Source organism: Acidaminococcus fermentans DSM 20731, from assembly GCF_000025305.1.
Classification (GTDB): Bacteria; Bacillota; Negativicutes; order Acidaminococcales; family Acidaminococcaceae; genus Acidaminococcus; species Acidaminococcus fermentans.
The window spans coordinates 2,072,502-2,096,593 of record NC_013740.1 but is presented as its reverse complement, the minus strand read 5'-3'; the positions used below and the strand labels follow the sequence as shown (position 1 = coordinate 2,096,593).

General features: G+C 55.8%; 18 protein-coding genes, 2 tRNA genes and 2 rRNA genes. 19 read left to right on the top strand and 3 right to left on the bottom strand.

All coding sequences use genetic code 11. The annotated features are described in order from the left end of the window. Window position 1 precedes the first annotated feature (1 nt). The 4 genes from ACFER_RS09635 (at window position 2) to ACFER_RS09620 (ending at window position 3,348) form a co-directional block, all read left to right on the top strand. Window positions 2–433 carry a hypothetical protein gene (locus ACFER_RS09635; protein WP_012939215.1) on the top strand — a complete coding sequence of 144 codons (432 nt, stop codon included), beginning with the start codon at window positions 2–4 and terminating at the stop codon, window positions 431–433. 68 nt (window positions 434–501) lie between these two features. Continuing rightward, a complete protein-coding gene (locus ACFER_RS09630; RefSeq protein WP_012939214.1) occupies window positions 502–1,158 on the top strand; it encodes an ABC transporter ATP-binding protein in 657 nt (218 codons plus the stop codon). Next, on the top strand, window positions 1,158–2,351 hold the full coding sequence (locus ACFER_RS09625) for an ABC transporter permease (RefSeq protein WP_012939213.1): 1,194 nt from the start codon (window positions 1,158–1,160) through the stop codon (window positions 2,349–2,351). Before ACFER_RS09630 ends, ACFER_RS09625 begins: the two co-directional genes overlap by 1 nt. A 61-nt stretch (window positions 2,352–2,412) precedes the next feature. Beyond that, window positions 2,413–3,348 (top strand): LysR family transcriptional regulator, encoded by a 936-nt coding sequence (locus ACFER_RS09620; RefSeq protein WP_012939212.1) that lies wholly within the window; start codon window positions 2,413–2,415, stop codon window positions 3,346–3,348. Window positions 3,349–3,546: 198 nt separating this feature from the next. Here the strand turns inward: ACFER_RS09620 and ACFER_RS09615 are convergent, their stop codons facing one another. Genes ACFER_RS09615 through ACFER_RS09610 form a run of 3 tightly spaced genes read right to left on the bottom strand, consistent with a single transcriptional unit; the run spans window position 3,547 to window position 4,963 of the window. Beyond that, a complete protein-coding gene (locus tag ACFER_RS09615; RefSeq protein ID WP_081443287.1) occupies window positions 3,547–4,275 on the bottom strand; it encodes an IS3 family transposase in 729 nt (242 codons plus the stop codon). Further along, window positions 4,272–4,547 (bottom strand): hypothetical protein, encoded by a 276-nt coding sequence (locus tag ACFER_RS11320; protein WP_081443286.1) that lies wholly within the window; start codon window positions 4,545–4,547, stop codon window positions 4,272–4,274. Before ACFER_RS11320 ends, ACFER_RS09615 begins: the two co-directional genes overlap by 4 nt. Window positions 4,548–4,558: 11 nt before the next feature. Further along, window positions 4,559–4,963 carry an HTH domain-containing protein gene (locus ACFER_RS09610; protein ID WP_012938407.1) on the bottom strand — a complete coding sequence of 135 codons (405 nt, stop codon included), beginning with the start codon at window positions 4,961–4,963 and terminating at the stop codon, window positions 4,559–4,561. Between the two features lie 492 nt (window positions 4,964–5,455). Here ACFER_RS09610 and ACFER_RS09605 point away from each other — a divergent pair, with 492 nt between their 5' ends. From ACFER_RS09605 to ACFER_RS09535, 15 genes are all read left to right on the top strand, one after another. Next, entirely contained in the window at window positions 5,456–6,388 is a 933-nt protein-coding gene (locus ACFER_RS09605; protein WP_012939211.1) for a LysR family transcriptional regulator, read from the top strand. Window positions 6,389–6,770: 382 nt separating this feature from the next. Continuing rightward, a complete protein-coding gene (locus ACFER_RS09600; protein ID WP_012939210.1) occupies window positions 6,771–7,292 on the top strand; it encodes a transcription repressor NadR in 522 nt (173 codons plus the stop codon). A 362-nt stretch (window positions 7,293–7,654) separates the two neighbouring features. Further along, window positions 7,655–10,186, top strand: a complete 2,532-nt coding sequence (locus ACFER_RS09595) for an S-layer homology domain-containing protein (protein ID WP_012939209.1) — start codon at window positions 7,655–7,657, stop codon at window positions 10,184–10,186. A 481-nt stretch (window positions 10,187–10,667) separates the two neighbouring features. Further along, on the top strand, window positions 10,668–11,843 hold the full coding sequence (locus ACFER_RS09590) for an NRAMP family divalent metal transporter (protein WP_012939208.1): 1,176 nt from the start codon (window positions 10,668–10,670) through the stop codon (window positions 11,841–11,843). Window positions 11,844–11,987: 144 nt separating this feature from the next. Next, complete coding sequence (pxpA, locus tag ACFER_RS09585) at window positions 11,988–12,758, top strand: 5-oxoprolinase subunit PxpA (protein WP_177180546.1); 771 nt, start codon at window positions 11,988–11,990, stop codon at window positions 12,756–12,758. Between the two features lie 152 nt (window positions 12,759–12,910). After that, on the top strand, window positions 12,911–14,101 hold the full coding sequence (locus tag ACFER_RS09580; protein ID WP_012939206.1) for an NRAMP family divalent metal transporter: 1,191 nt from the start codon (window positions 12,911–12,913) through the stop codon (window positions 14,099–14,101). A 16-nt stretch (window positions 14,102–14,117) separates the two neighbouring features. Beyond that, a complete protein-coding gene (pxpB, locus tag ACFER_RS09575; protein WP_012939205.1) occupies window positions 14,118–14,888 on the top strand; it encodes a 5-oxoprolinase subunit PxpB in 771 nt (256 codons plus the stop codon). Beyond that, window positions 14,885–15,871, top strand: coding sequence for a 5-oxoprolinase subunit C family protein (locus ACFER_RS09570; RefSeq protein ID WP_012939204.1), 987 nt, complete (start codon window positions 14,885–14,887; stop codon window positions 15,869–15,871). Before pxpB ends, ACFER_RS09570 begins: the two co-directional genes overlap by 4 nt. A 103-nt stretch (window positions 15,872–15,974) precedes the next feature. Further along, window positions 15,975–17,096, top strand: coding sequence for a M20 family metallopeptidase (locus ACFER_RS09565; RefSeq protein ID WP_012939203.1), 1,122 nt, complete (start codon window positions 15,975–15,977; stop codon window positions 17,094–17,096). Continuing rightward, entirely contained in the window at window positions 17,093–17,578 is a 486-nt protein-coding gene (locus ACFER_RS09560; RefSeq protein WP_012939202.1) for an 8-oxo-dGTP diphosphatase, read from the top strand. Before ACFER_RS09565 ends, ACFER_RS09560 begins: the two co-directional genes overlap by 4 nt. Beyond that, a complete protein-coding gene (mutY, locus tag ACFER_RS09555; protein ID WP_012939201.1) occupies window positions 17,565–18,623 on the top strand; it encodes an A/G-specific adenine glycosylase in 1,059 nt (352 codons plus the stop codon). The genes ACFER_RS09560 and mutY overlap by 14 nt, the downstream gene beginning before the upstream one ends. A 264-nt stretch (window positions 18,624–18,887) precedes the next feature. After that, window positions 18,888–20,444, top strand: a 16S ribosomal RNA gene (locus ACFER_RS09550). 103 nt (window positions 20,445–20,547) lie between these two features. Next, window positions 20,548–20,624: transfer RNA gene (locus tag ACFER_RS09545), tRNA-Ile, on the top strand. 66 nt (window positions 20,625–20,690) lie between these two features. Next, window positions 20,691–20,766, top strand: a tRNA-Ala gene (locus tag ACFER_RS09540). 299 nt (window positions 20,767–21,065) lie between these two features. Continuing rightward, window positions 21,066–23,970 (top strand): 23S ribosomal RNA (locus ACFER_RS09535). The 16S and 23S rRNA genes sit together here with 2 tRNA genes alongside, the layout of an rRNA operon. Window positions 23,971–24,092 lie beyond the last annotated feature (122 nt).

Here is a 24,092-nt window from a genome sequence, read left to right as displayed (position 1 = left end):
CATGGCCTGGCTGAAGCGGGGGCTCCTGGCCCTGGTGCTGACCCTGTCCCTGGCCCTGCCGGCTGCAGCGGAGGAGCTGTCTTTCGGAGAGCTGTACAGCGGCTATTCCTCCGAAGGACTGACCTTTTCGGATAAAGTCCAGAACCTGGCGGGGGGCACGGTGACCATGACAGGCTACATGGCTCCGCCCCTTACGCCCACCATCCGGTTCTTTGTGCTGACGGAAGTGCCCATGTCCGTCTGTCCCTTCTGCTCCACGGATGCGGACTGGCCGGACAACATTGTGGTGGTGAAACTGTCCGATCCGGTAACGGCCCTGCCCTATGATACCCCCATTACGGTGACCGGAATCCTGGAGACAGGCAGTGAAACCGATGAAGAAACAGGATTTGTGAGCCAGCTGCGGATCGTGGCGGACTCCATAGATGAATAAGGCAGGAAGGGAGGCTCCCGGCCGCAGCGGCGGCCGGCCCCTCCTTTTTTGCGCAGGAGGATGGAAATATGCTGGAAGTGGAAAATCTGATCTGTGATTACCCGGAAGAAGGGGGCAGGACGGTCCGGGGACTGACCCTGCCTTCTTTTCAGATGGACGAAGGGGAAGCCTGGGGGGTGGAAGGACCCTCCGGCAGCGGCAAGACCACCCTGTTCCACTGTCTGGCCGGGCTCCTGACGCCTACCCGGGGGCGGATTGTCCTGGACGGGGTGGAGCTGACCGGCCTTTCTGAACCGGAACGGGCCCGGTGGCGGGGAAAGAACCTGGGTTATGTGTTCCAGGAACCCAAACTGCTGCCCTTCCTGACCCTGGAAGAAAACATCCGGCTCAGCGGCCGGCTGGCCGGGCAAACCGTTTCTTCCGGGCAGATCCGGGAACTTCTGGCTCAGGTGGATCTGCCAGACTGCGCCGGGCGGTTTCCCCGGCAGCTCAGTGGGGGCGAACGGCAGCGGGCGGCTTTCGTCCGGGCCATTGTCCGGCGGCCCCGGCTGCTCCTGGCGGATGAACCCACCGCCAGTCTGGATGTAAAAAACAGCCGGCGGATCCTGGAGCTGCTCCTGGGGTATCAGGCCCGGAGCGGCTGTCTGCTCCTGTGCGCCAGCCATGATCCGGCGGTCCAGGCCCGGTTTGCCCGGAAGCTGGAACTGCGGAAGGAGGAAGCGTGATGCTCTGTCTGGCTTTTCTTTCTTTGTGGCGGCGGCCCCTCCGGTACGGGCTGCTGATTCTTCTGACGGCGGTGGCCTGTGCCCTGCCGGTGTTTGTGATCCAGATGGCCGGGGGCCTGTGCCAGGGCCTGAACCGGGCGGCGGCTCCCTTTCCCATCCTGGCAGGGGCCAAAGGGTCTCCCTACCAGCTGGTGCTGAATACGGTATTTTTGCGGGACCGGCCCATCGGGAACATCCCTTATGGGGAAGTGGATGACCTGCGGCAGAGCGGCAAAGCCGACAGGGTGCTGCCCCTGGCTTTCGGGGACAGCTACCGGGGGTTCCGGCTCTGCGGCACGGAACCGGAAATCTTTTCCTATGTGGTGCCCGGGGAACACAAGCCCTGGCTGCGGCCTGCCCGGGGACGGAGCTTTGCCGGTACCGGGGAAGCGGTGCTGGGAGCGGAAACCGCCCGGCTCACCGGGCTCCAGGTGGGAGATGTGTTCCAGTCCAGCCACGGGTTCATTGGCAAAGGAAAAGCCCACCATCATCCCTACCGGGTGGTGGGAATCCTGGCTCCGGTCCAGGGACCCTATGACAAAGCCATCCTGGTTCCTCTGAAAGACATCTGGGAAGCCCATGCCGGTCATGGAGCCGCCCTGGTCTCCGGCCAGAAGGGGGAAGTGACTGCCATCCTGGTCCGGCCCAAGGGGTATGGTCAGGCCATGGCGCTGCTGGCCGCCTGGCAGCGGAAAAAAGGCGGCCCCTCCCAGCTGCTGTTCCCGGCCCAGAGTCTGATCGCCCTCTATGGGATGGTGGGCCAGAGCCGGCAGTTCTGGATCACTCTGTCCCTGGGCCTTTTGGGGGCGGCCACCCTGGTGACCCTGCTGGCCCTGTATTGGGACGGGACTTCCCGGATGGAAGAATGGGCCCTGCTCCGGGCCCTGGGAGCCAGCCGCCGGAAAACCCAGGCTCTGCTGCTGCTGGAACAATTCCTGCTGCTCCTTCTGGGCAGCACCCTGGGCTGGTGCCTGGGATGGGGCGGCAGCCTGCTGGCGGCAGAAGGCATCGGGCAGCAGGCGGCGGTGCAGATGAGCTGGGTTCCCCTGTGGCAGGGATTCCTGGCCCCGGCGCTCCTTTTGGGCGCCGGGACCCTGGGAGGGCTGGTCCCCCTGTGGCTGCTGCGGAAGAAGGATATTGCCCCGTATCTCTGAGGGGCTATGGTATAATGAGAACCATACGGACGGAAGAAATCGAAAGAAAGCAGGAAAAACCATGACTTTACAACAATTGCGCTATATTGTGGCCATTGCCGAAGCCGGAACCTTCAGCGGAGCGGCCAAGACCCTGTTCATCACCCAGCCCAGCCTCACCAAGATGGTCCGGGAACTGGAACGGGAAATGGGCATCCAGATCTTTGAACGGACCAACAAGGGGGTCCACCTGTCCCGGGACGGGGAAATCTTCCTGGGCTATGCCCGGCAGGTGCTGGAACAGGCAGATCTCCTGGAATCCCGGTACAAGAAACAGGCCGGGGGCAAGCAGGAATTCACCGTGTCCACACAGCACTATTCCTTTGCGGTGAACGCCTTTGTGGATCTGATCAAACAGTACGGGGGCGATACCTACGATTTCAGCCTCCAGGAGACCCAGACCTACACCATCATCGACGATGTGGCCCACATGCGCAGTGAAATCGGCATCCTGTACTACAATGCTTTCAACAAAGCCGTCCTCCAGAAAATCTTCAAGGCCAACGACCTGGTGTTCCGGGAACTGTTCGTGGCCCGGCCCCATGTGTTCCTCAACGCGTCCCACCCCCTGGCGGGACGGGACAGCGTTTCCATGGAAGAACTGGCTCCCTATCCCTATCTGTCCTACATCCAGGGAGACCACAACGCCTTCTATTTTTCCGAAGAGATCTTCAGCACCCTGGTCCGCAGCAAAAACATCCGGGTCACTGACCGGGCCACCCTGTTCAACCTGCTGATCGGGCTCAACGGCTATACCGTGTGCAGCGGGGTCATCGACCAGAAACTGAACGGAGCCAGCATCATCGCCGTGCCCCTCCAGAAAGAAGGGGACATGCACATCGGCCTCCTGACCCACAAACAGACCCATCTCAGCCGCCTGGGTAAGGCCTATGTGGAGGCCCTGGAGCGGTATATCGCAGGGCAGGTGGGGGAGAAAACAGTGAAGAGTGCAGAGTGAAGAGTGAAGTGCGGGTCAGTTTGAATAAACCGTACCCCTTGTCAAGGACAGTTTCTAAAAGTAGGACCCCTTGTTTTAGACAGTTCAACAATCCTGGTACCTTTAAAATGGACGTTTGGTAATTGTCTATCAGAAGGCCCCTAACCATCCAATCTTATGCACTGGCTCCTTACTCATAAAATGGCTGCTTTTGCCATTTTATGAGGTGAGCTGGTTCCCCAGCTCACAGGCTCTCCGCTTCAATGTAGGAACCTCGGGCATCTTGGGAATATCGAGCGGATAAACCCCTGTTGTTACAAATTGGTAGAACTCGTTTGGCGACAGTTTCGCCAGTTCCCACTGGTAGCGCTCGTTGTTGTAATAATCCATGTAATCATCTACGATGGCCTTCACCTCCCCAAAGCTCACTGCTGCTGCAATTTTCTTTTTCACATGGTCTTTCATACGGCCGAAGAAGCTTTCCTGCGGCGCATTGTCCCAGCAATTCCCCCGCCGTGACATGGATTGTCTGAGATCCTTGTCATGGAGGATATCGATGAAGCTGTGACTCGTGTAATGGCAACCCTGGTCAGAATGCACGATGGTTTCAGCATGCAGTGAGACGCCGTGATCTCGAATCAGGTTGTTCACCGTTTCTACCACGAAATCCACCTCCAAAGAATCGCTGAGGACATACGCCAGAATCTGCTTGGTATAGGCATCCAGTATGGTGGAAAGATAAGCAAAGATCCCATTGTAAGGAAGATAGGTAATATCTGTCAGCAGTACCATGCGAGGACCATAGTCCTCAAACTGGCGCTGCAGCAGATTATCGGCCACCGTATTGGTCTTCAGGGCTTTCGCCAGCTGCCGATAGGGATTCGCCTTCCTGATGGGGCAAAGCAGGTGGAACTTTTTCATCAGACGACGGATTTTCTTCACATTCATAATGACGGGCGGATCCCATGTGGAGCAGCTCCATATAGATGCTGCGGGCGCCCCTTCTTGTACCCTCGTCTTTTGTAAGCGGCAAGGATCAGTTCAAAGTCCTTGCGGTCCTGTTCTTGCTGGGCCTGCCGAAATGCTTCCGCCTTTACCCAGGCATAATAACCGCTTCGGGACACGCCTGCCATCTTGCATAAACTGCTGATGGAAAGTCTGTTCTCGCTGGTACTTACCGTCTTTTCTATGATTTCGAACACACAAGAGGAATCGTTCATGAGCAGAGAACCTACCTTTTTGTGTTCTTGATCGCGGAAATTTTTTTTAAATATTCCACTTCCTGCCGCAAGTATTCAACTTCATGTCTGAGGGCCTTAATGTCATCTTCAGGCTTGACCTTGGCGGCGGTGTCAGACCTGTCGGCGGGTCTCCTGCCTTCATAGAAACAACCATATTTGGCATATTCCTCTTTGATATGCTGGAGAGCACCGCCAATGCGTCTTTCGCCCAGCACAGCAGGGTCAAAGCCGTATTTTTTGAAGATGTCTTTAGGATAGACTCCTTCCATATATTCGGTGTAAAAGATTTCTTTAAAGGACTTCCTCAGGACCAGGGTAGAGCGGCTTACGCTATACACATAAGGGTTCTGACGCAACGCTGCAATCTGTTCCTCAGTAAAAAGTTTTCTGCTCATGTGGATTCTCCTTGGCTTTATTGGATTTGAGGATACCACATACATATGATTGTGTTCAATAGGTTGGGTCCAAAATGAGCACGTCAATTTTAAAGGATTCAAATTGTAGCCTGTCCAATTTTATGGGCAGGTGCTACTCTTAAAAAGTGTCCACACTTATGGGTACAGTATAGAACGGAGAATCCATTGCGGAACCGTAGGGGCGTCACCAAGGCCGGCGGAGCCGTGCCGCCCGGTGCGCCCGCAACAGGCAACGGCAGGATATGCACGGGTCCCCTGGGGCTTCACGCCGGGAGACCCGCCTCATCATAGCCGACAGATAAAGATACTATACATCAAATCAATACATATATCCATATATGTGTAACAAATTGCACAAATTTTGCCATATTTCCTGCTTTATTGTATAATAGCTCTCATGGAATCATAAAGGAAATCAATACGCCTCATGAGGAAAACAAAAGGGAGACACAGCACAAGGTGGGAGACGCAATGGAACTGAAAGAACAGCGGTATGTGTGTACGCTGGCGGAATACGGAAACCTGACCCGGGCGGCGGACCGGCTGTATATTTCCCAGCCGGCCCTGAGCATCTACATCAGCAATTTGGAAAAACATCTGGGGACCCCTCTTTTCGACCGGGAAGGCAAAAAATTCGAACTGACCAAGGCTGGGGAACGGTATGTCCTCCATGCCCGGAAAATCCTGGAAGAATCCAACCAGTTCAATGAAGAACTGAACATGATCCTCAGTGACGAAGTAGGCCGTCTGCGGCTGGGGATATCCCTGCTCCGGGGTCCCTGGCTGCTGCCCCGGGTGCTGAAGGCCTTCGGGGAAAAATGGCCCCATGTGGAACTGACCCTGCGTCAGGGGAACATCATGTTCCTGAATGAACTGCTGAACAACCATGAACTGGACATGATCATCGTCAACGGGGAAAACTGGGACCGGACCATGGAGTTCCGGGAACTGTTCGAGGAAGAATTCCTGGTGGCCGTACCCCAGGGCCATCCTCTCAACAGCCAGGCGGTGTTCCGGGAAGGCCATCCCTACGGGATCCTGGCACCGGAAGCCCTGAACGGCCAGGTGCTCCTGTCCACCACCCAGGAACAATCTTCCCGGGACCTCCAGGACAGGATCTTCCGGAAGCACCAGATCCGTCCCAGCCATATTTATACCATCCGGAGCATCGAACTGATCCTCCAGATGGTGGCGGAAGGATTCGGCATCACCCTGGTCCGGGAAGCCTACACCAAAACTTTCCGGTATGCCAAACCGGTGAACCTGTATCAGCTGGACGTGCCGGAACACCGGCGAAAAGTGGTGGCCGCCTTCCACCGCCGGGAAAAAGTGCCCCGGTACATGGAGGACATGATGGAAATGCTGAAAAAGAGAGGGCTGGAAATCATGGCCGGAAGATTGTAAAGGAGAAAGCCTTTTAGTTTTTAAATATAGCTCTTAATAAAAATATATTTCGAAAAAGTCCATTTTACTGGTATCCTTTAGTTGGATAAAGGATGCAGTGAAATGGATTTTTTTGCATATCGCCGTTTCTGTCCCGTATCTATACAAATGCGGACCAGGAAACAGGAAAACGGGCAGTTGCAAGCACAAAAATGGACAAAGGTATTTACATAATTATGAGATAAAAAGAATGAAATATTCATGATTTGTATCAAAAAGTGTGGTATAATACATAAATGTTCTTCTGTAAAAAATAAATGTTCTTAAGCAGTAAACCGTGCTGAGAATGTGGACGTCCTGAACAAACGAGATCCTTGGAAAAGAAAGCAGGAAAGGTAAAAACATGGACAATCAGATGAGAAGAGAAAAACTGTATGAGATGCTGGAAAATGCGGAAGAACCCCTGACCGGAGTGGTTCTGTCCAAAGCCCTGAATGTGACAAGGCAGATTATTGTAAGCGATGTGGCCCTGCTCCGGAGCAGCGGGAAAAAAATCATTTCCACTGCCCGGGGGTATCAGCTGGCAGGAGAAGCACAGGAAAAAGGGTTCCATCAGGAAATCCACTGCCAGAGCCGGGCCATGGATGACGGAGAACTGGAAGCCGAACTGAATGTGGTGGTGGACAATGGGGGCATCGTCCATGGTCTGGTCCTGTCCCATGAGGTCTACGGGGTGATCCAGGTGCCCATGAAACTGTACAGCCGGCGGGATGTGCGGCAGTACATGGACCGGCTCCGGGAAGAAAAAGGTCCTCTGATCGTAACACTGACCCAGGGCCGTCATACCCTGCTGGTGGAAACCCGGAATGACGAGGATATGGATGCCCTGGAAGAGGGATTGAAGGAACTGGGGGTGTTGGAATAAAGAAAAGATCCCCTATGGTTCACATCATGAAATGTCCGAATAGTTCAACAGCTGTTGAACTGACAGGTACTCAATCCATAGACAACAAATACCCTGCTGCTGGCCAGCAGGGTATTTGTTTGGACAGAAGAAAACAGCGTGAGGAAATGAAATGAGGAAAGACGGGCGGAAGAAAAACAGCAGAACAAATATAATATAAACAGCAAACCGTAGAGAGTAGTTGATATATAGGCTGATGTTCAATAAAGATATACAAAATGCAATATAATTTATTTATAATATATACATATTGTAAATAAAATGCCTGATTGATAGGATAAAAAAGCAAACAACGAAAAATTTGCTGGGGAAAAGGAGAACTTATGAAAAGAATCAATCAGGCAGTACGGAAGCAGACGGAAAAGGGCCGTAGGGTTGTGCCGGAACAGGTGGCAGCCGGACCAGAGGGAAAGGGGAAAAAGCTGCGGAGTGCCGCTTTGACCCTGCTGATCCTTTCGGCTCTTGGCAATTGCACCTATGCGGCAGACACTGCAACGGGAGCGGGAAACGGTGTTGCATATGGCACAGGGAGCAATGCCCCCAAAGCTGAGAATGTGGCCATTGGGAAGGGGGCGGGGATTTCCTATTCCAATGGCGCCAGCAATGCCACCGGGGATATTGTGGTGGGCAATGGAGCCAACATCAACAACTATGCCAGCCAGGGGGGCAGCATCGCCATCGGCAAAAATGCCAAAGTGGAAAACATGGCCGGCGGAGGGGAAGCCAGTTTTGCCTTCGGGCAGACCACCTACAGCGGCAGCTGGTTCTCTTCCCCACGGATCCCTGCTGACCCTACAAAAGTCGTCGGCAGTATCGCCATCGGGGACAATACCTTTGCCCGTACCGGCAGTACCATGATCGGGTCCCACAATTACAAGGGAGAGCTGGGAGATACCACGGTGGACAGTGCTTCCACCCGGACTGATGCCCTGAACGTTTATGCCACCACCATCGGGGCCAACAGCTTCAGCAATGGGGCGTTCACCACCAGTACCGGTGTGTACAACATCATTTCCAGTGAGTATAACGGTGGGCGGCTGGCCAATCCGGTAAAGAACCTGGGGGCCACCATCAACGGAGCCCTGAACAGCATTGAATCCAAAACGGGAAGCTATTACTCAGGGATTGCCAATACCATCAGCGGGGTGGCCAACCGGGCTTTCAATTCCAACGGGGCCCTGATTTACGGGGCGGGGAATGAAATCACCAATTCGGTAACAAGTCTGAGTGGTGTCCCTTCAGACAGCGGAGCTTCCGCCAAAGAATTTGCGGAAAAACTGAGGACCGCCATTGCCGCTTCTGACAGCGGCGGCGCCACCCTGGCCATCGGTGGTGGGAACAAGGCAGATTACACCGAGAAGACGGCTATCATCGGGGTGGGAAACCAGGTGACCGGGGCCAGCGCAGCCGTCAGCAGCCACAATATGGTATCCGGATACAAGAATACCGCTTCCAATGTCCAGCATGTGTCCGTAATCGGGTCCGGCAATACGGTGAAAGATACGAATACGGCGTTGCTGCTGGGGGACAAAAGGACTTTGTCCGGGGCCACCAACAGCGTTGTGCTGGGGTCAGCAGATAATATGACCACCACGGACCAGAAGAATGTGGTGATCCTGGGGCACAATGCCAACGCTACTGCAGAAGGGGGAGTGGCCCTGGGAAGCGGTTCCCTGGCATCGGTGGGAGCCGGGGAAGCCGGCTATGATCCCTCCACCAAACAGGCTTCCACGGATACCTCCTCCACCTGGGTGGCGACGGGAGCCGCAGTGGCCGTGGGCAGCGGAACGGAGCTGACCCGGCAGATCACCAGTGTGGCCGCCGGGACCCAGGATACGGATGCCGTCAATGTGGCCCAGTTGAAAAAAGTCAGCGCGGTACTGAACCAGGCAGCAGCAGAAGCAGGGAAACATTCCACTGTTTCGGCAGGGGACAATATCCAGGTGCAGAATACTGCGGGTGCCGGAGAAGCAGCCAATTATCAGGTGTCGATGAAAAAAGACATTGCCGTGGACACCATTACTGCCCAGAAAGCGTATGTGGGAGATGGGACCATTGCAGCAGGTTCCAAAGAAGCTGTCAATGGGGGCCAGATCTATGGCATCCAGAAAGAGGTGGAGAAAAACACGGGAGATATCAGGAATCTTTCTGGAGATGTCCAGAACATGAGCCGTTCCATCACCAAACTGGATGCCCGGGTGGACCGGGTGGGGGCCAATGCGGCAGCCCTGGCGGCTCTCCATCCTCTGGATTTCGATCCGGATGACAAACTGGACTTTGCGGTGGGGGCCGGCAGCTACAGCGGGGCCAATGCCGTGGCCCTGGGGGCCTTCTACCGGCCCAATGAGGATGTGATGTTCAGCCTGGGCGGCAGCGTGGGCGGCGGAGAAAACATGGTGAATGTGGGTGCCACCTTCAAACTGGGTCAGCACAACCATGTGTCCAACAGCCGGGTGGCCATGGCCAAGGAACTGAAAGATCTGCGGAAGGAAGTGGAAAACCTCCGGGGCGCCCTGGCCGATGTGGCCGCCGGACGGAAGCTGGATCCCACTCTGACCAAACTGTTCCCGGATGTGGAAAAGAACCACTGGGCCTACAACGAAATCGCCCAGCTCTACGGGAACGGCATCATGGAAGGGTATCCGGATGGAGAATTCAAAGGCGACCGGATGATGACCCGGTATGAATTCGCCATGATCGTCTATCGGGAAATGCAGAAAGGCGCCCGGCTCAGCGAACGGATCCTCAACGAATTCGAACCGGAACTGGAACGGATCCGGGTGGATACCATTGCCAAAGACAGCAAAGGGAATCCCACCATCCAGCGGGTACGGGTGATCAAAGGAAGAGGATAAGGGGGATAGAGCAGAGGAAAGAGTGAAGAGTGGAATGGTTTGACTGGAGAATCCATTGCGGAATCGTAGGGGCGTCACCAAGGCCGGCGGAGCCGTGCCGCCCGGTGCGCCCGCAACAGGCAACGGCAGGATATGCACGGGTCCGTAGGGGCCTCACCGCCGGGAGACCCGCCAGATTACAGAGAGACTTCTGAAAAAAACCGTAGGGGACGCAGGCCCGGCGCCCCTCCTGCTGTACAGGGACAAGCGTCCGCCCGGCGGGCTCTATGAAAAGGCGTTGGACACGTGTCTGACGCCTTTTTCTTTCTGCATAAATTATCCAAGAATTCCCTTCAACAAGCGGTTAATTTTCAGTTATAATGAAACCGTGCACTTTACTACGGTACAATTGGAAAGGAGGGTAGCGAAGGTTCAGCAGTTCGATTTTTTTTGTATCAGAATTTACAGAATTAAACGACAAAGATTGGAGGAACAACCCATCATGAAAGAATCCAACTGGAGTGTACTGCTGGGGGCGGCCTTCCTGATGGCCACCTCGGCCATCGGACCGGGGTTCCTGACCCAGACCACCGTGTTCACCGGCAAGCTGGGGGCCAGCTTCGGTTTTGTGATCCTGGCCACCATCCTGATCCACGCCATTACTCAGCTGAATGTGTGGCGGATCATTGCGGCGGCCAAAAAGCCCGGCCAGGATATTGCCAACGCCCTCTTGCCCGGGCTGGGGTATTTCGTATCGGCTCTGGTGGTGGCCGGGGGCCTGGCCTTCAACATCGGCAATGTAGGGGGCGCGGGCCTGGGGCTCAATGTGCTGCTGGGGGTGTCCCCGGTGACCGGGGCTCTCATCAGCACGGTGATTGCTGTGTTCATCTTCCTGAATAAAAGTGCCGGGGCCCTCATGGACCGGTTCGCCCAGATCGTGGGGGGCTTCATGGTGCTCCTGACCATCTATGTGGCCGTTACCTCCCATCCTCCGGTGGGGCTGGCTCTGGCCAAAACCGTCATGCCGGATACGGTGGATGTGATGTCCATCGTGACCCTGGTAGGGGGCAGTGTGGGCGGCTACATCACCTTCGCCGGCGGCCACCGGCTGCTGGATGCGGGGATCACCGGGGTGGAAAACATGAAGGAGGTCAACAAGAGCTCGGCCATGGGCATCGGCATCACCAGCCTGATGCGGATCCTGCTGTTTTTGGCCACACTGGGGGTCATTTCCCAGGGGCTGACCCTGGATCCGGCCAACCCGCCGGCTTCTGTGTTCAAACTGGCAGCCGGTGACCTGGGCTACAAGATCTTCGGTCTGGTCATGTGGTCTGCGGCCATTACCTCCGTGGTGGGCTGTGCCTATACCTCTGTTTCCTTTATCCGGACCTTCAGCCCCACCCTGGAAAAATATCACCGGTATCTGATTATCGGCTTCATCCTGTTCTCCTCCTTCATTTTCTCCTTCATCGGCAAACCGGTAATGGTGCTGGTGGTGGTGGGGGCTCTCAACGGGCTGATCCTGCCCATTGTGCTGGGCTCTCTGCTGCTGGCGGCCAAGAAGGAAAAAATCGTGGGGGCCTACCGTCATTCCTCCTTCCTGTTCTATACAGGCTGGCTGGTCTTTGCAGTGATGCTGTACATGAGCCTCCAGACCATCCTGAAGATGCTGGGCTGACAGAAGGGGAGGACTTTATAACAAATTTGACAGGCTGGAGGTGTGTATACAGTATAATGTGAAGAAAATGTGACGTAGTTAATTAATAACGAGAATCATGGTAATATCCTAAATGTTCGGTATGTAGCAAAGGAAAGGGGTAATATTATGAAAATTGATTTAAACTCTGATCTGGGAGAAAGTTTCGGCGCCTACAAAATCGGCATGGATGACAAGGTCCTGCCGCTGGTGACTTCCGCCAACATTGCCTGCGGATTCCATGCAGGGGATCCTTCCGTGATGAAAAAGACGGTGGATCTGGCGGTAAAGAGCGGCGCAGCCCTGGGGGCTCATCCCGGATACCCGGACCTGGTGGGTTTCGGCCGTCGGAAAATGGCCGTTTCTCCGGCAGATGTGTATGCCATGGTGGTGTATCAGGTGGGGGCGCTCAGTGCTTTTGCCAAAGCGGCGGGCACCCGGCTCCAGCATGTAAAGCCCCACGGAGCCATGTACAATATGGCGGCCAAGGATCCGGCCCTGGCGGAAGCCATTGCCCAGGCCATTTATGATGTGGATCCGGAAATCATCCTGTTTGCCCTGGCCGGCAGCGAAAGCGTCAAGGCTGCGGAAAAGATCGGTCTGAAGGTGGCTTCGGAAGTGTTTGCGGACCGGAGCTATCAGGAAGACGGTTCCCTGACGCCCCGGACCCAGCCCGGTGCCATGATCACGGATGAGGATGCTTCCATTGCCCAGGTGCTGTCCATGGTGCTGAAGGGCCAGGTGACCACCCTCAGCGGCAAGGTGATCCCGGTGAAGGCGGATACCATCTGCGTCCATGGGGATGGGGAAAAGGCACTGCTGTTCACCCAGAAAATCCGGAAGGCCCTCCAGGAAAACGGGGTGGAAATCGCTGCTGCCGGAACCTTCCTGAAATAACAGGTGAGGGTCCATGCCGGATGGCTAATGTCCACGGGGTACCCATTGTAAAGAACGCGGATCTGAGCGTGCTGTAAAAAAAGAGAAAAAGCACGGGACCCGACCGTTCCAGAAAAAACCATAACAGGATCCAAATGAGGGGGAAGTTTGTTATGAAAAAAGAATCCAACATCAGCGTACTGCTGGGTGCTGCCTTCCTGATGGCCACATCCGCCATCGGACCGGGCTTCCTGACCCAGACTACGGTATTTACCGGCCAGCTGGGGGCCAGCTTCGGCTTTGCCATCCTGGCCATGATCATCATCGATGCCATTGCCCAGCTGAATGTGTGGCGGGTGATTGCTGTGGCCAAAAAGCCCGGCCAGGACATTGCCAACATGGTGCTGCCGGGCCTGGGCTATCTGGTGTCCGCCTTTGTGGTGTTCGGGGGCCTGGCCTTCAACATCGGCAACCTGGGGGGTGCCGGCCTGGGGCTGAATGTGCTGTTCGGGATCTCTCCCATTGTGGGGGCTTTGATCAGCGCGGCCATTGCCATCTTCATTTTTTCCAGCAAGGAAGCCGGCACTCTGATGGACAAGTTCGCCCAGATCGCCGGAGGTGTCATGGTGCTCCTGACCATCTATGTGGCGGTCACTTCCCATCCTCCGGTGGGGGAAGCAGTGACCAAGACTTTTGTGCCTGACCATATCGACCTGATGTCCATTGTGACCCTGGTAGGGGGCAGCGTGGGCGGCTACATCACCTTCGCCGGCGGCCACCGGCTGCTGGATGCGGGCATCTGCGGGGTGGACAAGCTGGACGAAGTGAACCGCAGTTCTCTGACGGGCATCGGGATCACCAGTGTCATGCGGGTGTTCCTGTTCCTGGCGGCTCTGGGGGTCATCAGCCAGGGCTATACCCTGGATCCGGCCAACCCGCCGGCCTCTGTGTTCAAACTGGCCGTAGGGGAAGTGGGCTACAAGATCTTCGGGGTGGTCATGTGGTCCGCGGCCATCACTTCCGTCATCGGCTGCGCCTACACCTCTGTTTCTTTCATCCGGACCTTCAGTGAAGGCCTGAACAAAAATTACCGGTATCTGATCATTGGATTTATCATTTTTTCTGCTGCCGTCTTTGCCTTCATCGGCAAACCGGTGAAGGTGCTGATCCTGGCCGGGGCCCTGAACGGGCTGATCCTGCCGCTGGTGCTGGGGGCTCTGCTCCTGGCCGCCCGGAAGAAGACCGTGGTGGGGGATTATCATCATCCCCAGTTCCTCACCGTCACCGGCTGGATCATCTTTGCCGTAATGCTCTGCCTGGCAGTGGAAACCGCAAGCAAATTACTGCCCAAACTGTTGGGATAGAAAAGGTGGAATGACCATGGAAAAAGCTGCAGAATATTTACAGGCAGCCCAGATCCGTCCGGTGGGAGAAGGAGCCCTGATGGTCTCTTTCGGCAGTACCATCGATCCGGAGATCCTGCGCTGCGCCCGGGCACTGGTTACAGAACTGGAACAGCATCCGTTTCCGGGACTCCTGGAATTTGAAGCTTCCTATACCGGGGTGACGGTGTTCTACGATCCCCTGGTGCTGGCCCGGGAATCTTCCCTGCCGGAAGATCACTGGCTGTCCAAAGGATATCGGGAAGCGGCGGCCCGGGTAAAGACCCTGCTGGAAGGGATCCGGTTCACTGCGGAAGCGGAACGGGACAAGATCCGGATCCCGGTGTGCTACGGAGGTGAATACGGACCGGATCTGGAAGAAGTGGCGGAGTATCATCACCTGACCCCGGAAGAAGTGGTGAAAATCCACACCGGCGGGGATTATCTGGTGTACATGATCGGATTTGCTCCGGGCTTCCCCTATGTGGGAGGACTGCCGCCGGAAATCGCCACCCCTCGGAAGAAAACTCCCCGGCTGGTGATCCCGGCCGGATCCGTAGGTATTGCCGGGTCCCAGACCGGGGCCTACCCTCTGGAAACCCCCGGAGGCTGGCAGCTGATCGGCCGGACGCCCCTGGCCCTGTTCCGGCCCTGGGATCTGGAACACCCCAGCCTGCTCCAGGCCGGGGACCGTCTGGAATTTGTCAGCATCACTCCGGAAGAATATAAGGAACTGGCAGCGAAAGAGAAGGAAGGTGCCCAAAAATGAAGATCATCGTGAAAAAAGGCGGCCCTCTCACCACGCTGCAGGATACGGGGCGGTACGGATTCCAGAAGTACGGGGTCCTGGTCAGTGGGGCCATGGACCTGTTCAGCCTGAAGCTGGGAAATATCCTGGTGGGCAACAAAGAAAGCGAAGGGGCCCTGGAAATGACCATGAGCGGGCCTTTCCTGAAACTGCCGGCTGGCCTGGTTTTTGCCCTGACCGGGGCGGACCTGGGAGCCAAACTGGGGGGCAAACCCGTGCCTCTCAACCGGGCGGTGTATGTGAAGGAAGACAGTGCCCTGTCCTTCGGTTTTGCGGCAAAAGGCGCCCGGGGCTATCTGACGGTGGCTGGGGGCTTTGCAGTGCCGGAAGTGATGAACAGCAAGAGTACCTATCTCCGGGCCAAAATCGGCGGGGTGGGAGGCGCTCCCCTGGCGGACGGCACGGAACTGGAAACGGGGGACCTGACGGCGGAACAGGAAAAACTGGCGGCAGCCCTGGCCGGACTGGGGGGCAAGCCCTTCAGTACCCTGGGCTGGTCCGTGGGGACGGAAAGCCTGTTTGCCGGGGAACCCATCCGGGTGACCCAGGGACTCCAGGCAGACTGGTTCTCCAATGCCACCCTCCATGCCTTTTTCCGCAGCGGCTACACCATTACGGCCCAGTCAGACCGGATGGGGTACCGGCTCAGCGGGACACCGCTGCCCTATAAGGACAGCAGCCTGGAGATGATTTCTGAACCGGTGACCTTCGGATCCATCCAGGTGCCGGCGGACGGGAATCCCATCATCCTGATGGCGGACCGGCAGACCACCGGGGGCTACGCCAAGATCGGCCAGGTAATCCAGGCGGATCTGTCCCGTCTGGCCCAGATGAAGCCCGGTCAGACCATTTACTTCCAACCGGTGACACTGACCCAGGCGGAAGAAGCCCTGGCCCGGCAGGCGGATTTCCTGACGGATGCGGCGAAAATGGTGAAACGGTAAAAAAATCCGGAAGGGACTGTACCCAGCGTGCAGTCCTTTCTTTTTTCCTGTATAATAGAACCGATATGGTCCGGCGTCGGACCGGCAGAAGGAGGAATTGGACATGACTTTTGCTGTGAAGGACTATTTGAAAGATCTGGAAACCCTGGTGAACATGGACAGTTTCAGCACCTGTCCGGAAGGCACGGCCCGGGTGGCGGACTGGATCCGCCGGCGGCTTGATGGGGCCGGCTGGCAGACAGAACTGATTTCCGTGGGGGACCAGGTGGGGCCCTGCCTGAAGGCCGTGTGGGGAAATCCGGACCATTATGACGTGATCCTCCTGGGCCACATGGATACGGTGTTCCCCATGGGGACCGTGAAGGACCGTCCCTTTTCCATCGAAGGGGACCATTACAAAGGCCCCGGTTCCGCGGACATGAAATGCGGAGACCTGTTCATGGTGTATCTGGCGGAAGCCGTCAGCCGGAAAAACCTCCAGGGGAACCTCTGCCTGCTGTTCAACCCGGATGAGGAAATCAGCTCCCGGTACTCCCGGCCGGTGATTGAACGGGAAGCCCGGAAGGCCGCCCATGCCCTGATCATGGAAAGCGCCCGGCCCAACGGGGATTTGGTGAACCAGCGGAAGGGAATCTGCAAGTACACCCTGACCTTTGAAGGCATCGCCTCCCATGCCGGGGTGAATCCGGACAAGGGGGCCAGCGCCATCAACGAATTCATCCGCTGGGGAGAAAAAATCATTCCTCTGGCAGACCGGGCAGCCGGGACCACGGTGAACATCGGTCTGGTCCAGGGAGGCACTGCTGCCAATGTGGTGCCGGCCCAGTGCCGGTGCGTCATCGATGTGCGGATTGAAAAAAACAGCGAAGGAGATCGGATCGACCGGGCCATCCGGGAGCTGGAAGCCCATCCCTTCGATCCCCGGGTGAAGGTCCGGGTGGAAGGAGGGGTGGCCCGGCCGCCCATGATGCCTTCTGAAAAGACGCTGGCTTTCTGCCGTCTGGCGGAAGAAGTGGGCCGGAAAGAAGGGGTGTCCTTCCAGTGGCAGGCCGCCGGCGGGGGCAGCGACGGCAACTTTACCTCCGCCCTGGGCATTCCCACCCTGGATGGACTGGGCCCTGTGGGCGGCAACGGCCATGCAGTGACGGAATATGGGGTGATCAGCAGCCTGGAGCCCCGGTTCCGGTTCCTGAAGGCCCTGGTGGAAGCGGTGCTCAGAAAATGAGGGATACATCGCTGGTGTACCTGCTGGATGGTGCCGGCCGGGTGCTGCTGGGGCGGAAGCGCCGGGGTATGGGCGTGGGAAAATGGAACGGGTTCGGGGGCAAGATCGAACCGGGAGAGACCATGCGCCAGTGTGCCGCCCGGGAGCTCCGGGAAGAAAGCGGCATCACCGTCCGGCCGGAAGATCTGGATCTGGCGGCGGACCTGTATTTCGATCAGCCTTCTGATGGCCGCTGGTCCCACGGGGGCATGGTGTATTTTGTCCGGAAATGGCAGGGCGAGCCCCATCTGTCGGAAGAAATGGAACCCCGGTGGTTCTCTCTGGACCAGCTGCCTTATGAGGAAATGTGGGAGGCCGACCGGATCTGGCTGCCCCAGCTGCTGGCGGGGAAACAGCTCCGGGGGACCATCCTCTTTGCTCCGGACGGGGATCATGTGATCCAATCAATTTTTCAGGAGGTCCATCTGGATGAAAAGAAATGACTGGCCGGAAACCCTGCTGGCCTGGTTCGACGGCAGTCGGCGGGCGCTGCCCTGGCGGGAGGAGCATCCCCGGAATCCCTACCATGTATGGGTGTCGGAAATCATGCTCCAGCAGACCCGGACCGAAACGGTAAAAGGATATTTCCAGCGGTGGATGGAACAGTTTCCCACCATCCGGGATCTGGCCCAGGCCCCGGAAGAACAGGTACTCCGGGCCTGGCAGGGCCTGGGCTATTACAGCCGGGCCCGGAATCTCCACAAGGCGGCCCGGCAGGTGATGGCGGAATGGGGTGGTCAGCTTCCCCGGGAACGGAAGGCTCTGGGGAGTCTGGCGGGCATCGGGGCCTATACGGTGGGCGCCATCCTTTCCATGGCCTTTGGAGAGAAGATCCCGGCGGTGGACGGGAATCTGCTCCGGGTGCTGTCCCGGCTGTACGGGGTGGAAGAGGACATTTCCGGGACCCAAGGGAAGAAAACCATCACGGCCCTGGCGGAAGAAGCCATTCCCGGGGACCGGCCGGGAGATTTCAACGAAGCCCTGATGGATCTGGGAGCGGAAGTGTGCATCCCCCGGCATCCCCGGTGTGAAGCCTGTCCCCTGACCGCTTTCTGTCAGGCCTGGAAAGAGGGGAAGACAGAAACCCTTCCCGTTAAAAAGCCCAAGGCTCCGCAGAAGGAACTGGCTGCGGCCTGCGGACTGGTGGTCCGGGAGGGTCGGTATCTGTTCCACAAGCGGCCGGCCAAAGGGATGCTGGCCTCCATGTGGGAATTTCCCATGGTACTGGAGCCTGGGGCAGAAAAGGCCCGGAGCAGCCTGGTAAAACTGCTGGAAACGGAAGCTGGTCCTGCCGTGTGGCAGCATCGCCATGTGTTTACCCATCAGATCTGGAACATGACTGCCTATGTGATGGAAAGAGCGGAAGTCCCGGGGGGAGAGTGGTCCTGGTTCAGCCCGGAAGAGTGGGAAAAGGTCCCGCTGGCCGGTCCCCATGCCAAATTGGCCGATTGGCTGAAAAAAACTGTTGACAGAAATGAGAAGGTTTGATATTATATACAAGCTTTCTCTTTGAGGAAGCAGACAAGTCAGAGGAATTGAGAACAAAGAAAAAAGTTGTTGACAAATTCCAAATGATTTGTTAATATAAATGAGCTGTTACAAACAGCGAGGTTGGAACCCTGAAAACTGAATATTGTTGACAGATGTGCGGGTCAAGTCACTTTTAGTGATGAGATCGAGTCACCTGGATGACAACCAGGTTAAAAAATCAAAGCTAGTTTTTCAAGAGCCAAGCGGCTCTTCAAAATACCTGTTTTGGAGAGTTTGATCCTGGCTCAGGACGAACGCTGGCGGCGTGCTTAACACATGCAAGTCGAACGGAGAACTTTCTTCGGAATGTTCTTAGTGGCGAACGGGTGAGTAACGCGTAGGCAACCTGCCCTCTGGTTGGGGACAACATTCCGAAAGGGATGCTAATACCGAATGAGATCCTCTTTCCGCATGGAGAGAGGATGAAAGATGGCCTCTACTTGTAAGCTATCGCCAGAAGATGGGCCTGCGTCTGATTAGCTAGTAGGTGAGGTAACGGCTCACCTAGGCGATGATCAGTAGCCGGTCTGAGAGGATGAACGGCCACATTGGGACTGAGACACGGCCCAAACTCCTACGGGAGGCAGCAGTGGGGAATCTTCCGCAATGGACGAAAGTCTGACGGAGCAACGCCGCGTGAGTGATGAAGGCCTTCGGGTTGTAAAACTCTGTTGTCAGGGACGAAAGCACCGATCTATAATACATTTTGGTGTTGACGGTACCTGACGAGGAAGCCACGGCTAACTACGTGCCAGCAGCCGCGGTAATACGTAGGTGGCAAGCGTTGTCCGGAATTATTGGGCGTAAAGAGCATGTAGGCGGGCTTTTAAGTCCGACGTGAAAATGCGGGGCTTAACCCCGTATGGCGTTGGATACTGGAAGTCTTGAGTGCAGGAGAGGAAAGGGGAATTCCCAGTGTAGCGGTGAAATGCGTAGATATTGGGAGGAACACCAGTGGCGAAGGCGCCTTTCTGGACTGTGTCTGACGCTGAGATGCGAAAGCCAGGGTAGCAAACGGGATTAGATACCCCGGTAGTCCTGGCCGTAAACGATGGGTACTAGGTGTAGGAGGTATCGACCCCTTCTGTGCCGGAGTTAACGCAATAAGTACCCCGCCTGGGGACTACGATCGCAAGATTGAAACTCAAAGGAATTGACGGGGGCCCGCACAAGCGGTGGAGTATGTGGTTTAATTCGACGCAACGCGAAGAACCTTACCAAGGCTTGACATTGAGTGAAAGACCCAGAGATGGGTCCCCTTCTTCGGAAGCACGAAAACAGGTGGTGCATGGCTGTCGTCAGCTCGTGTCGTGAGATGTTGGGTTAAGTCCCGCAACGAGCGCAACCCTTATCCTATGTTACCAGCACGTAATGGTGGGGACTCATAGGAGACTGCCAGGGATAACCTGGAGGAAGGCGGGGATGACGTCAAGTCATCATGCCCCTTATGTCTTGGGCTACACACGTACTACAATGGTCGGCAACAAAGGGCAGCGAAGCCGCGAGGCGGAGCCAATCCCAGAAACCCGACCCCAGTTCGGATCGCAGGCTGCAACCCGCCTGCGTGAAGTTGGAATCGCTAGTAATCGCAGGTCAGCATACTGCGGTGAATACGTTCCCGGGCCTTGTACACACCGCCCGTCACACCACGAAAGTTGGTAACACCCGAAGCCGGTGAGATAACCTTTTAGGAGTCAGCTGTCTAAGGTGGGGCCGATGATTGGGGTGAAGTCGTAACAAGGTAGCCGTTCGAGAACGAGCGGCTGGATCACCTCCTTTCTATGGAGAACCGAAGGAGTCCAAGGACTCACTTCTATTCTCGTCGACGCACATCTGTCAAAACAATATTTGGTTTTGAGGGTTTTACCCTCAGGCAATCCATGGGCCTATAGCTCAGCTGGTTAGAGCGCACGCCTGATAAGCGTGAGGTCAGAGGTCCGAGTCCTCTTAGGCCCACCAATTTTTGAATTGAAATGGATTGTTGAAATAGTTTTCATCTGTTCTTCTGAACAGCTGAAATATAGCGGGGGCGTAGCTCAGCTGGGAGAGCACCTGCCTTGCAAGCAGGGGGTCAGGAGTTCGATTCTCCTCGTCTCCACCACATGAACCTTGAAAACTTCATAGAAGAGACAAAACAAAGTCTTATCTGATGTGATGATCAGATAAGCACCTCTGATCTAAATGCGAATTTAGAAACGAGTAACGAGAATACCAGGGAACGTAAGTTCCTTAGTAATGAGAACCGGGATTTTAAAGCAATTTAGAATCCGGAAAATTGCGAAGAGAAATTGCTCTGATCCGCGAAGCGAGAAAGAGAGCCACCGGAGACTATACTCCAGTATGTCGAGGGTGGCGAACGACGAGCGACAAAGGAGCAGACAATTTATCGAAGCAATTTTAAGTCAAGCTACTAAGGGCATACGGTGAATGCCTTGGCACTAAGAGCCGATGAAGGACGTGGTAAGCTGCGAAAAGCTACGGGGAGCCGCAAGCAGGCTTTGATCCGTAGATGTCCGAATGGGGGAACCCACCATCCGTCATGGGATGGTATCCTTCGGGAAGGGAACCCGGTGAACTGAAACATCTAAGTAGCCGGAGGAAGAGAAATCAAACGAGATGCCCACAGTAGCGGCGAGCGAAGAGGGCAGAGCCTAAACCAGAGAGCTTCGGCTCCCTGGGGTTACGGACTGGCATAAGCGAAGTCCAATCTAGTCGAATCACCTGGAAAGGTGAGCCACAGACCGTGAGAGCCGGGTAGATTAAAGATTGAATGAGTGGCCAGTATCCAGAGTACCGCGAAGCACGAGGAATTTTGCGGGAAGTCGGGGGGACCACCCTCCAAGGCTAAACACTTCTTAGTGACCGATAGCGCATAGTACCGTGAGGGAAAGGTGAAAAGAACCGCGGGAGCGGAGTGAAAGAGAACCTGAAACCGTATGTCTACAAGCAGTCGGAGCGCAAGCGACGGCGTGCCTATTGAAGAATGAGCCAACGAGTTACGGGCGCCAGCGAGGTTAAGCAGAAAATGCGGAGCCGTAGGGAAACCGAGTCTGAAAAGGGCGAAGAGTTGGTGTTCGTAGACCCGAAACTGTAGTGATCTACCCATGATCAGGTTGAAGCACGGGTAAAATCGTGTGGAGGACCGAACCGGTGAGTGTTGAAAAACTTTCGGATGAATCGTGGGTAGCGGTGAAATTCCAATCGAACGCAGAGATAGCTGGTTCTCCTCGAAATAGCTTTAGGGCTAGCCTCAGGCAGTAAGCATAGGCGGTAGAGCACTGATCGGGATAGGGACTGTAATGGTTACCGAACCCTGTCAAACTACGAATGGTTATGCTGCAGAGCCTGGGAGTCAGACTACGAGAGATAAGTCCCGTTGTCAAAAGGGAAACAGCCCAGACCATCAGCTAAGGTCCCCAATGCCATACTAAGTGGAAAAGGATGTGGGGTCTCATAAACAACCAGGATGTTGGCTCAGAAGCAGCCACCATTTAAAGAGTGCGTAATAGCTCACTGGTCGAGAGGCCCTGCGCCGAAGATTCCCGGGGCTAAAGTATGGAACCGAAGCTATGGATGCATACGTAGGTATGCGTGGTAGAGGAGCGTTCCCATCGGGTTGAAGTCGTCCTGGAAGGGACGGTGGACTGGTGGGAAGTGAGAATGTTGGCATGAGTAGCGAAAAGAATGGTGAGAATCCATTCCACCGAAAGCATAAGGATTCCTGAGCAACGATCGTCGTCTCAGGGTAAGTCGGGACCTAATCCGAGGCAAAGAGCGTAGGAGATGGACAACTGGTTGATATTCCAGTACCGGCAGTGATCGTTTGAACGAAGGAGTGACGCAGGAAGGCAGGTCCGCACGAGATTGGTAGATCGTGTGCAAGCGTGCAGGCTGGTTACCAGGCAAATCCGGTAACTGAGGCTGAGGCGTGATGCGGAGGGAACTTGTTCCCGAAGGGATTGAGCCTACGCTGCCGAGAAAAGCTTCTAGTGAGAAAGCTGCCGCCCGTACCGTAAACCGACACAGGTATGCGGGGAGAGAATCCTAAGGTGCGCGGGAGAACCCTCGTTAAGGAACTCGGCAAAATGTACCCGTAACTTCGGGATAAGGGTAGCCACAAAGGTGAAGGGACTAGCTCCCGGAGCCCGGTGTGGTCGCAGAGAAGAGGCCCAAGCGACTGTTAACCAGAAACACAGGTGCCTGCGAAAGAGAAATCTGAAGTATAGGTGCTGACACCTGCCCAGTGCTGGAAGGTTAAAGAAGGATGTCCGGGTTCGACCCAAAGCATTCGACTGAAGCCCCAGTGAACGGCGGCCGTAACTATAACGGTCCTAAGGTAGCGAAATTCCTTGTCGGGTAAGTTCCGACCCGCACGAAAGGTGTAACGATTTGGGCACTGTCTCAACGAGGGACCCGGTGAAATTGAAATACCTGTGAAGATGCAGGTTACCCGCGACTGGACAGAAAGACCCCATGGAGCTTTACTGTAACCTAATATTGGGTTCTGATACTTGATGCACAGGATAGGTGGGAGGCATGGAAGGCAGTCCTCTGGGATTGCCGGAGCCGACGTTGGGATACCACCCTTCAATTATCGGGATTCTAACCGAGCGAGTAACGATCGCCGGGACAGTGTTAGGCGGGCAGTTTGACTGGGGCGGTCGCCTCCCAAAGAGTAACGGAGGCGCCCAAAGGTTCCCTCAGCGCGGACGGAAACCGCGCGCGGAGTGTAAAGGCAGAAGGGAGCTTGACTGCGAGCCAAACACGGCGAGCAGGTACGAAAGTAGGGCTTAGTGATCCGGTGGCATCCAAGTGGAAGGGCCATCGCTCAACGGATAAAAGCTACCCTGGGGATAACAGGCTAATCTCTCCCAAGAGTCCATATCGACGGGGAGGTTTGGCACCTCGATGTCGGCTCATCACATCCTGGGGCTGAAGTCGGTCCCAAGGGCTGGGCTGTTCGCCCATTAAAGTGGTACGTGAGCTGGGTTCAGAACGTCGTGAGACAGTTCGGTCCCTATCCATCGCGGGCGCAAGAGATTTGAAGGGGGCTGCTCCTAGTACGAGAGGACCGGAGTGGACGGACCGCTGGTGTACCAATTATCCCGCCAGGGGTACAGTTGGGTAGCTACGTCCGGAACGGATAAACGCTGAAAGCATCTAAGCGTGAAACCATCCTTAAGATGAGATCTCTCACAGCGTAAGCTGGTAAGACACCTGGAAGATTACCAGGTTGATAGGCAGGGTGTGGAAGCGTAGCAATATGTTAAGCTGACCTGTACTAATATGTCGAGGGCTTGACTTAAGTGAGTCGCCGATTGTTTGCAAGCGGAAGCGCAGCAAAGAATCGTGCCAGCGAACTTACTCAGAAGGATGCGACGAAAAGGAGCATCCGTGAGTATCCTCTACCGCGAAGCGGCTGAGGCA

What these genes read in the sequence shown, in the direction of transcription:
- ACFER_RS09560 (WP_012939202.1), top strand. Translation starts at nt 17,093, where the DNA reads ATGAGGGATACATCGCTGGTGTACCTGCTGGATGGTGCCGGCCGGGTG.
- ACFER_RS09620 (WP_012939212.1), top strand. Translation starts at nt 2,413, where the DNA reads ATGACTTTACAACAATTGCGCTATATTGTGGCCATTGCCGAAGCCGGA.
- ACFER_RS09570 (WP_012939204.1), top strand. Translation starts at nt 14,885, where the DNA reads ATGAAGATCATCGTGAAAAAAGGCGGCCCTCTCACCACGCTGCAGGAT.
- ACFER_RS09635 (WP_012939215.1), top strand. Translation starts at nt 2, where the DNA reads ATGGCCTGGCTGAAGCGGGGGCTCCTGGCCCTGGTGCTGACCCTGTCC.
- mutY (WP_012939201.1), top strand. Translation starts at nt 17,565, where the DNA reads ATGAAAAGAAATGACTGGCCGGAAACCCTGCTGGCCTGGTTCGACGGC.
- ACFER_RS11320 (WP_081443286.1), bottom strand. Translation starts at nt 4,547, where the DNA reads ATGAACGATTCCTCTTGTGTGTTCGAAATCATAGAAAAGACGGTAAGT.
- ACFER_RS09605 (WP_012939211.1), top strand. Translation starts at nt 5,456, where the DNA reads ATGGAACTGAAAGAACAGCGGTATGTGTGTACGCTGGCGGAATACGGA.
- ACFER_RS09565 (WP_012939203.1), top strand. Translation starts at nt 15,975, where the DNA reads ATGACTTTTGCTGTGAAGGACTATTTGAAAGATCTGGAAACCCTGGTG.
- ACFER_RS09595 (WP_012939209.1), top strand. Translation starts at nt 7,655, where the DNA reads ATGAAAAGAATCAATCAGGCAGTACGGAAGCAGACGGAAAAGGGCCGT.
- ACFER_RS09580 (WP_012939206.1), top strand. Translation starts at nt 12,911, where the DNA reads ATGAAAAAAGAATCCAACATCAGCGTACTGCTGGGTGCTGCCTTCCTG.
- ACFER_RS09610 (WP_012938407.1), bottom strand. Translation starts at nt 4,963, where the DNA reads ATGAGCAGAAAACTTTTTACTGAGGAACAGATTGCAGCGTTGCGTCAG.
- ACFER_RS09600 (WP_012939210.1), top strand. Translation starts at nt 6,771, where the DNA reads ATGGACAATCAGATGAGAAGAGAAAAACTGTATGAGATGCTGGAAAAT.
- pxpB (WP_012939205.1), top strand. Translation starts at nt 14,118, where the DNA reads ATGGAAAAAGCTGCAGAATATTTACAGGCAGCCCAGATCCGTCCGGTG.
- ACFER_RS09615 (WP_081443287.1), bottom strand. Translation starts at nt 4,275, where the DNA reads ATGAATGTGAAGAAAATCCGTCGTCTGATGAAAAAGTTCCACCTGCTT.
- ACFER_RS09630 (WP_012939214.1), top strand. Translation starts at nt 502, where the DNA reads ATGCTGGAAGTGGAAAATCTGATCTGTGATTACCCGGAAGAAGGGGGC.
- ACFER_RS09590 (WP_012939208.1), top strand. Translation starts at nt 10,668, where the DNA reads ATGAAAGAATCCAACTGGAGTGTACTGCTGGGGGCGGCCTTCCTGATG.
- ACFER_RS09625 (WP_012939213.1), top strand. Translation starts at nt 1,158, where the DNA reads ATGCTCTGTCTGGCTTTTCTTTCTTTGTGGCGGCGGCCCCTCCGGTAC.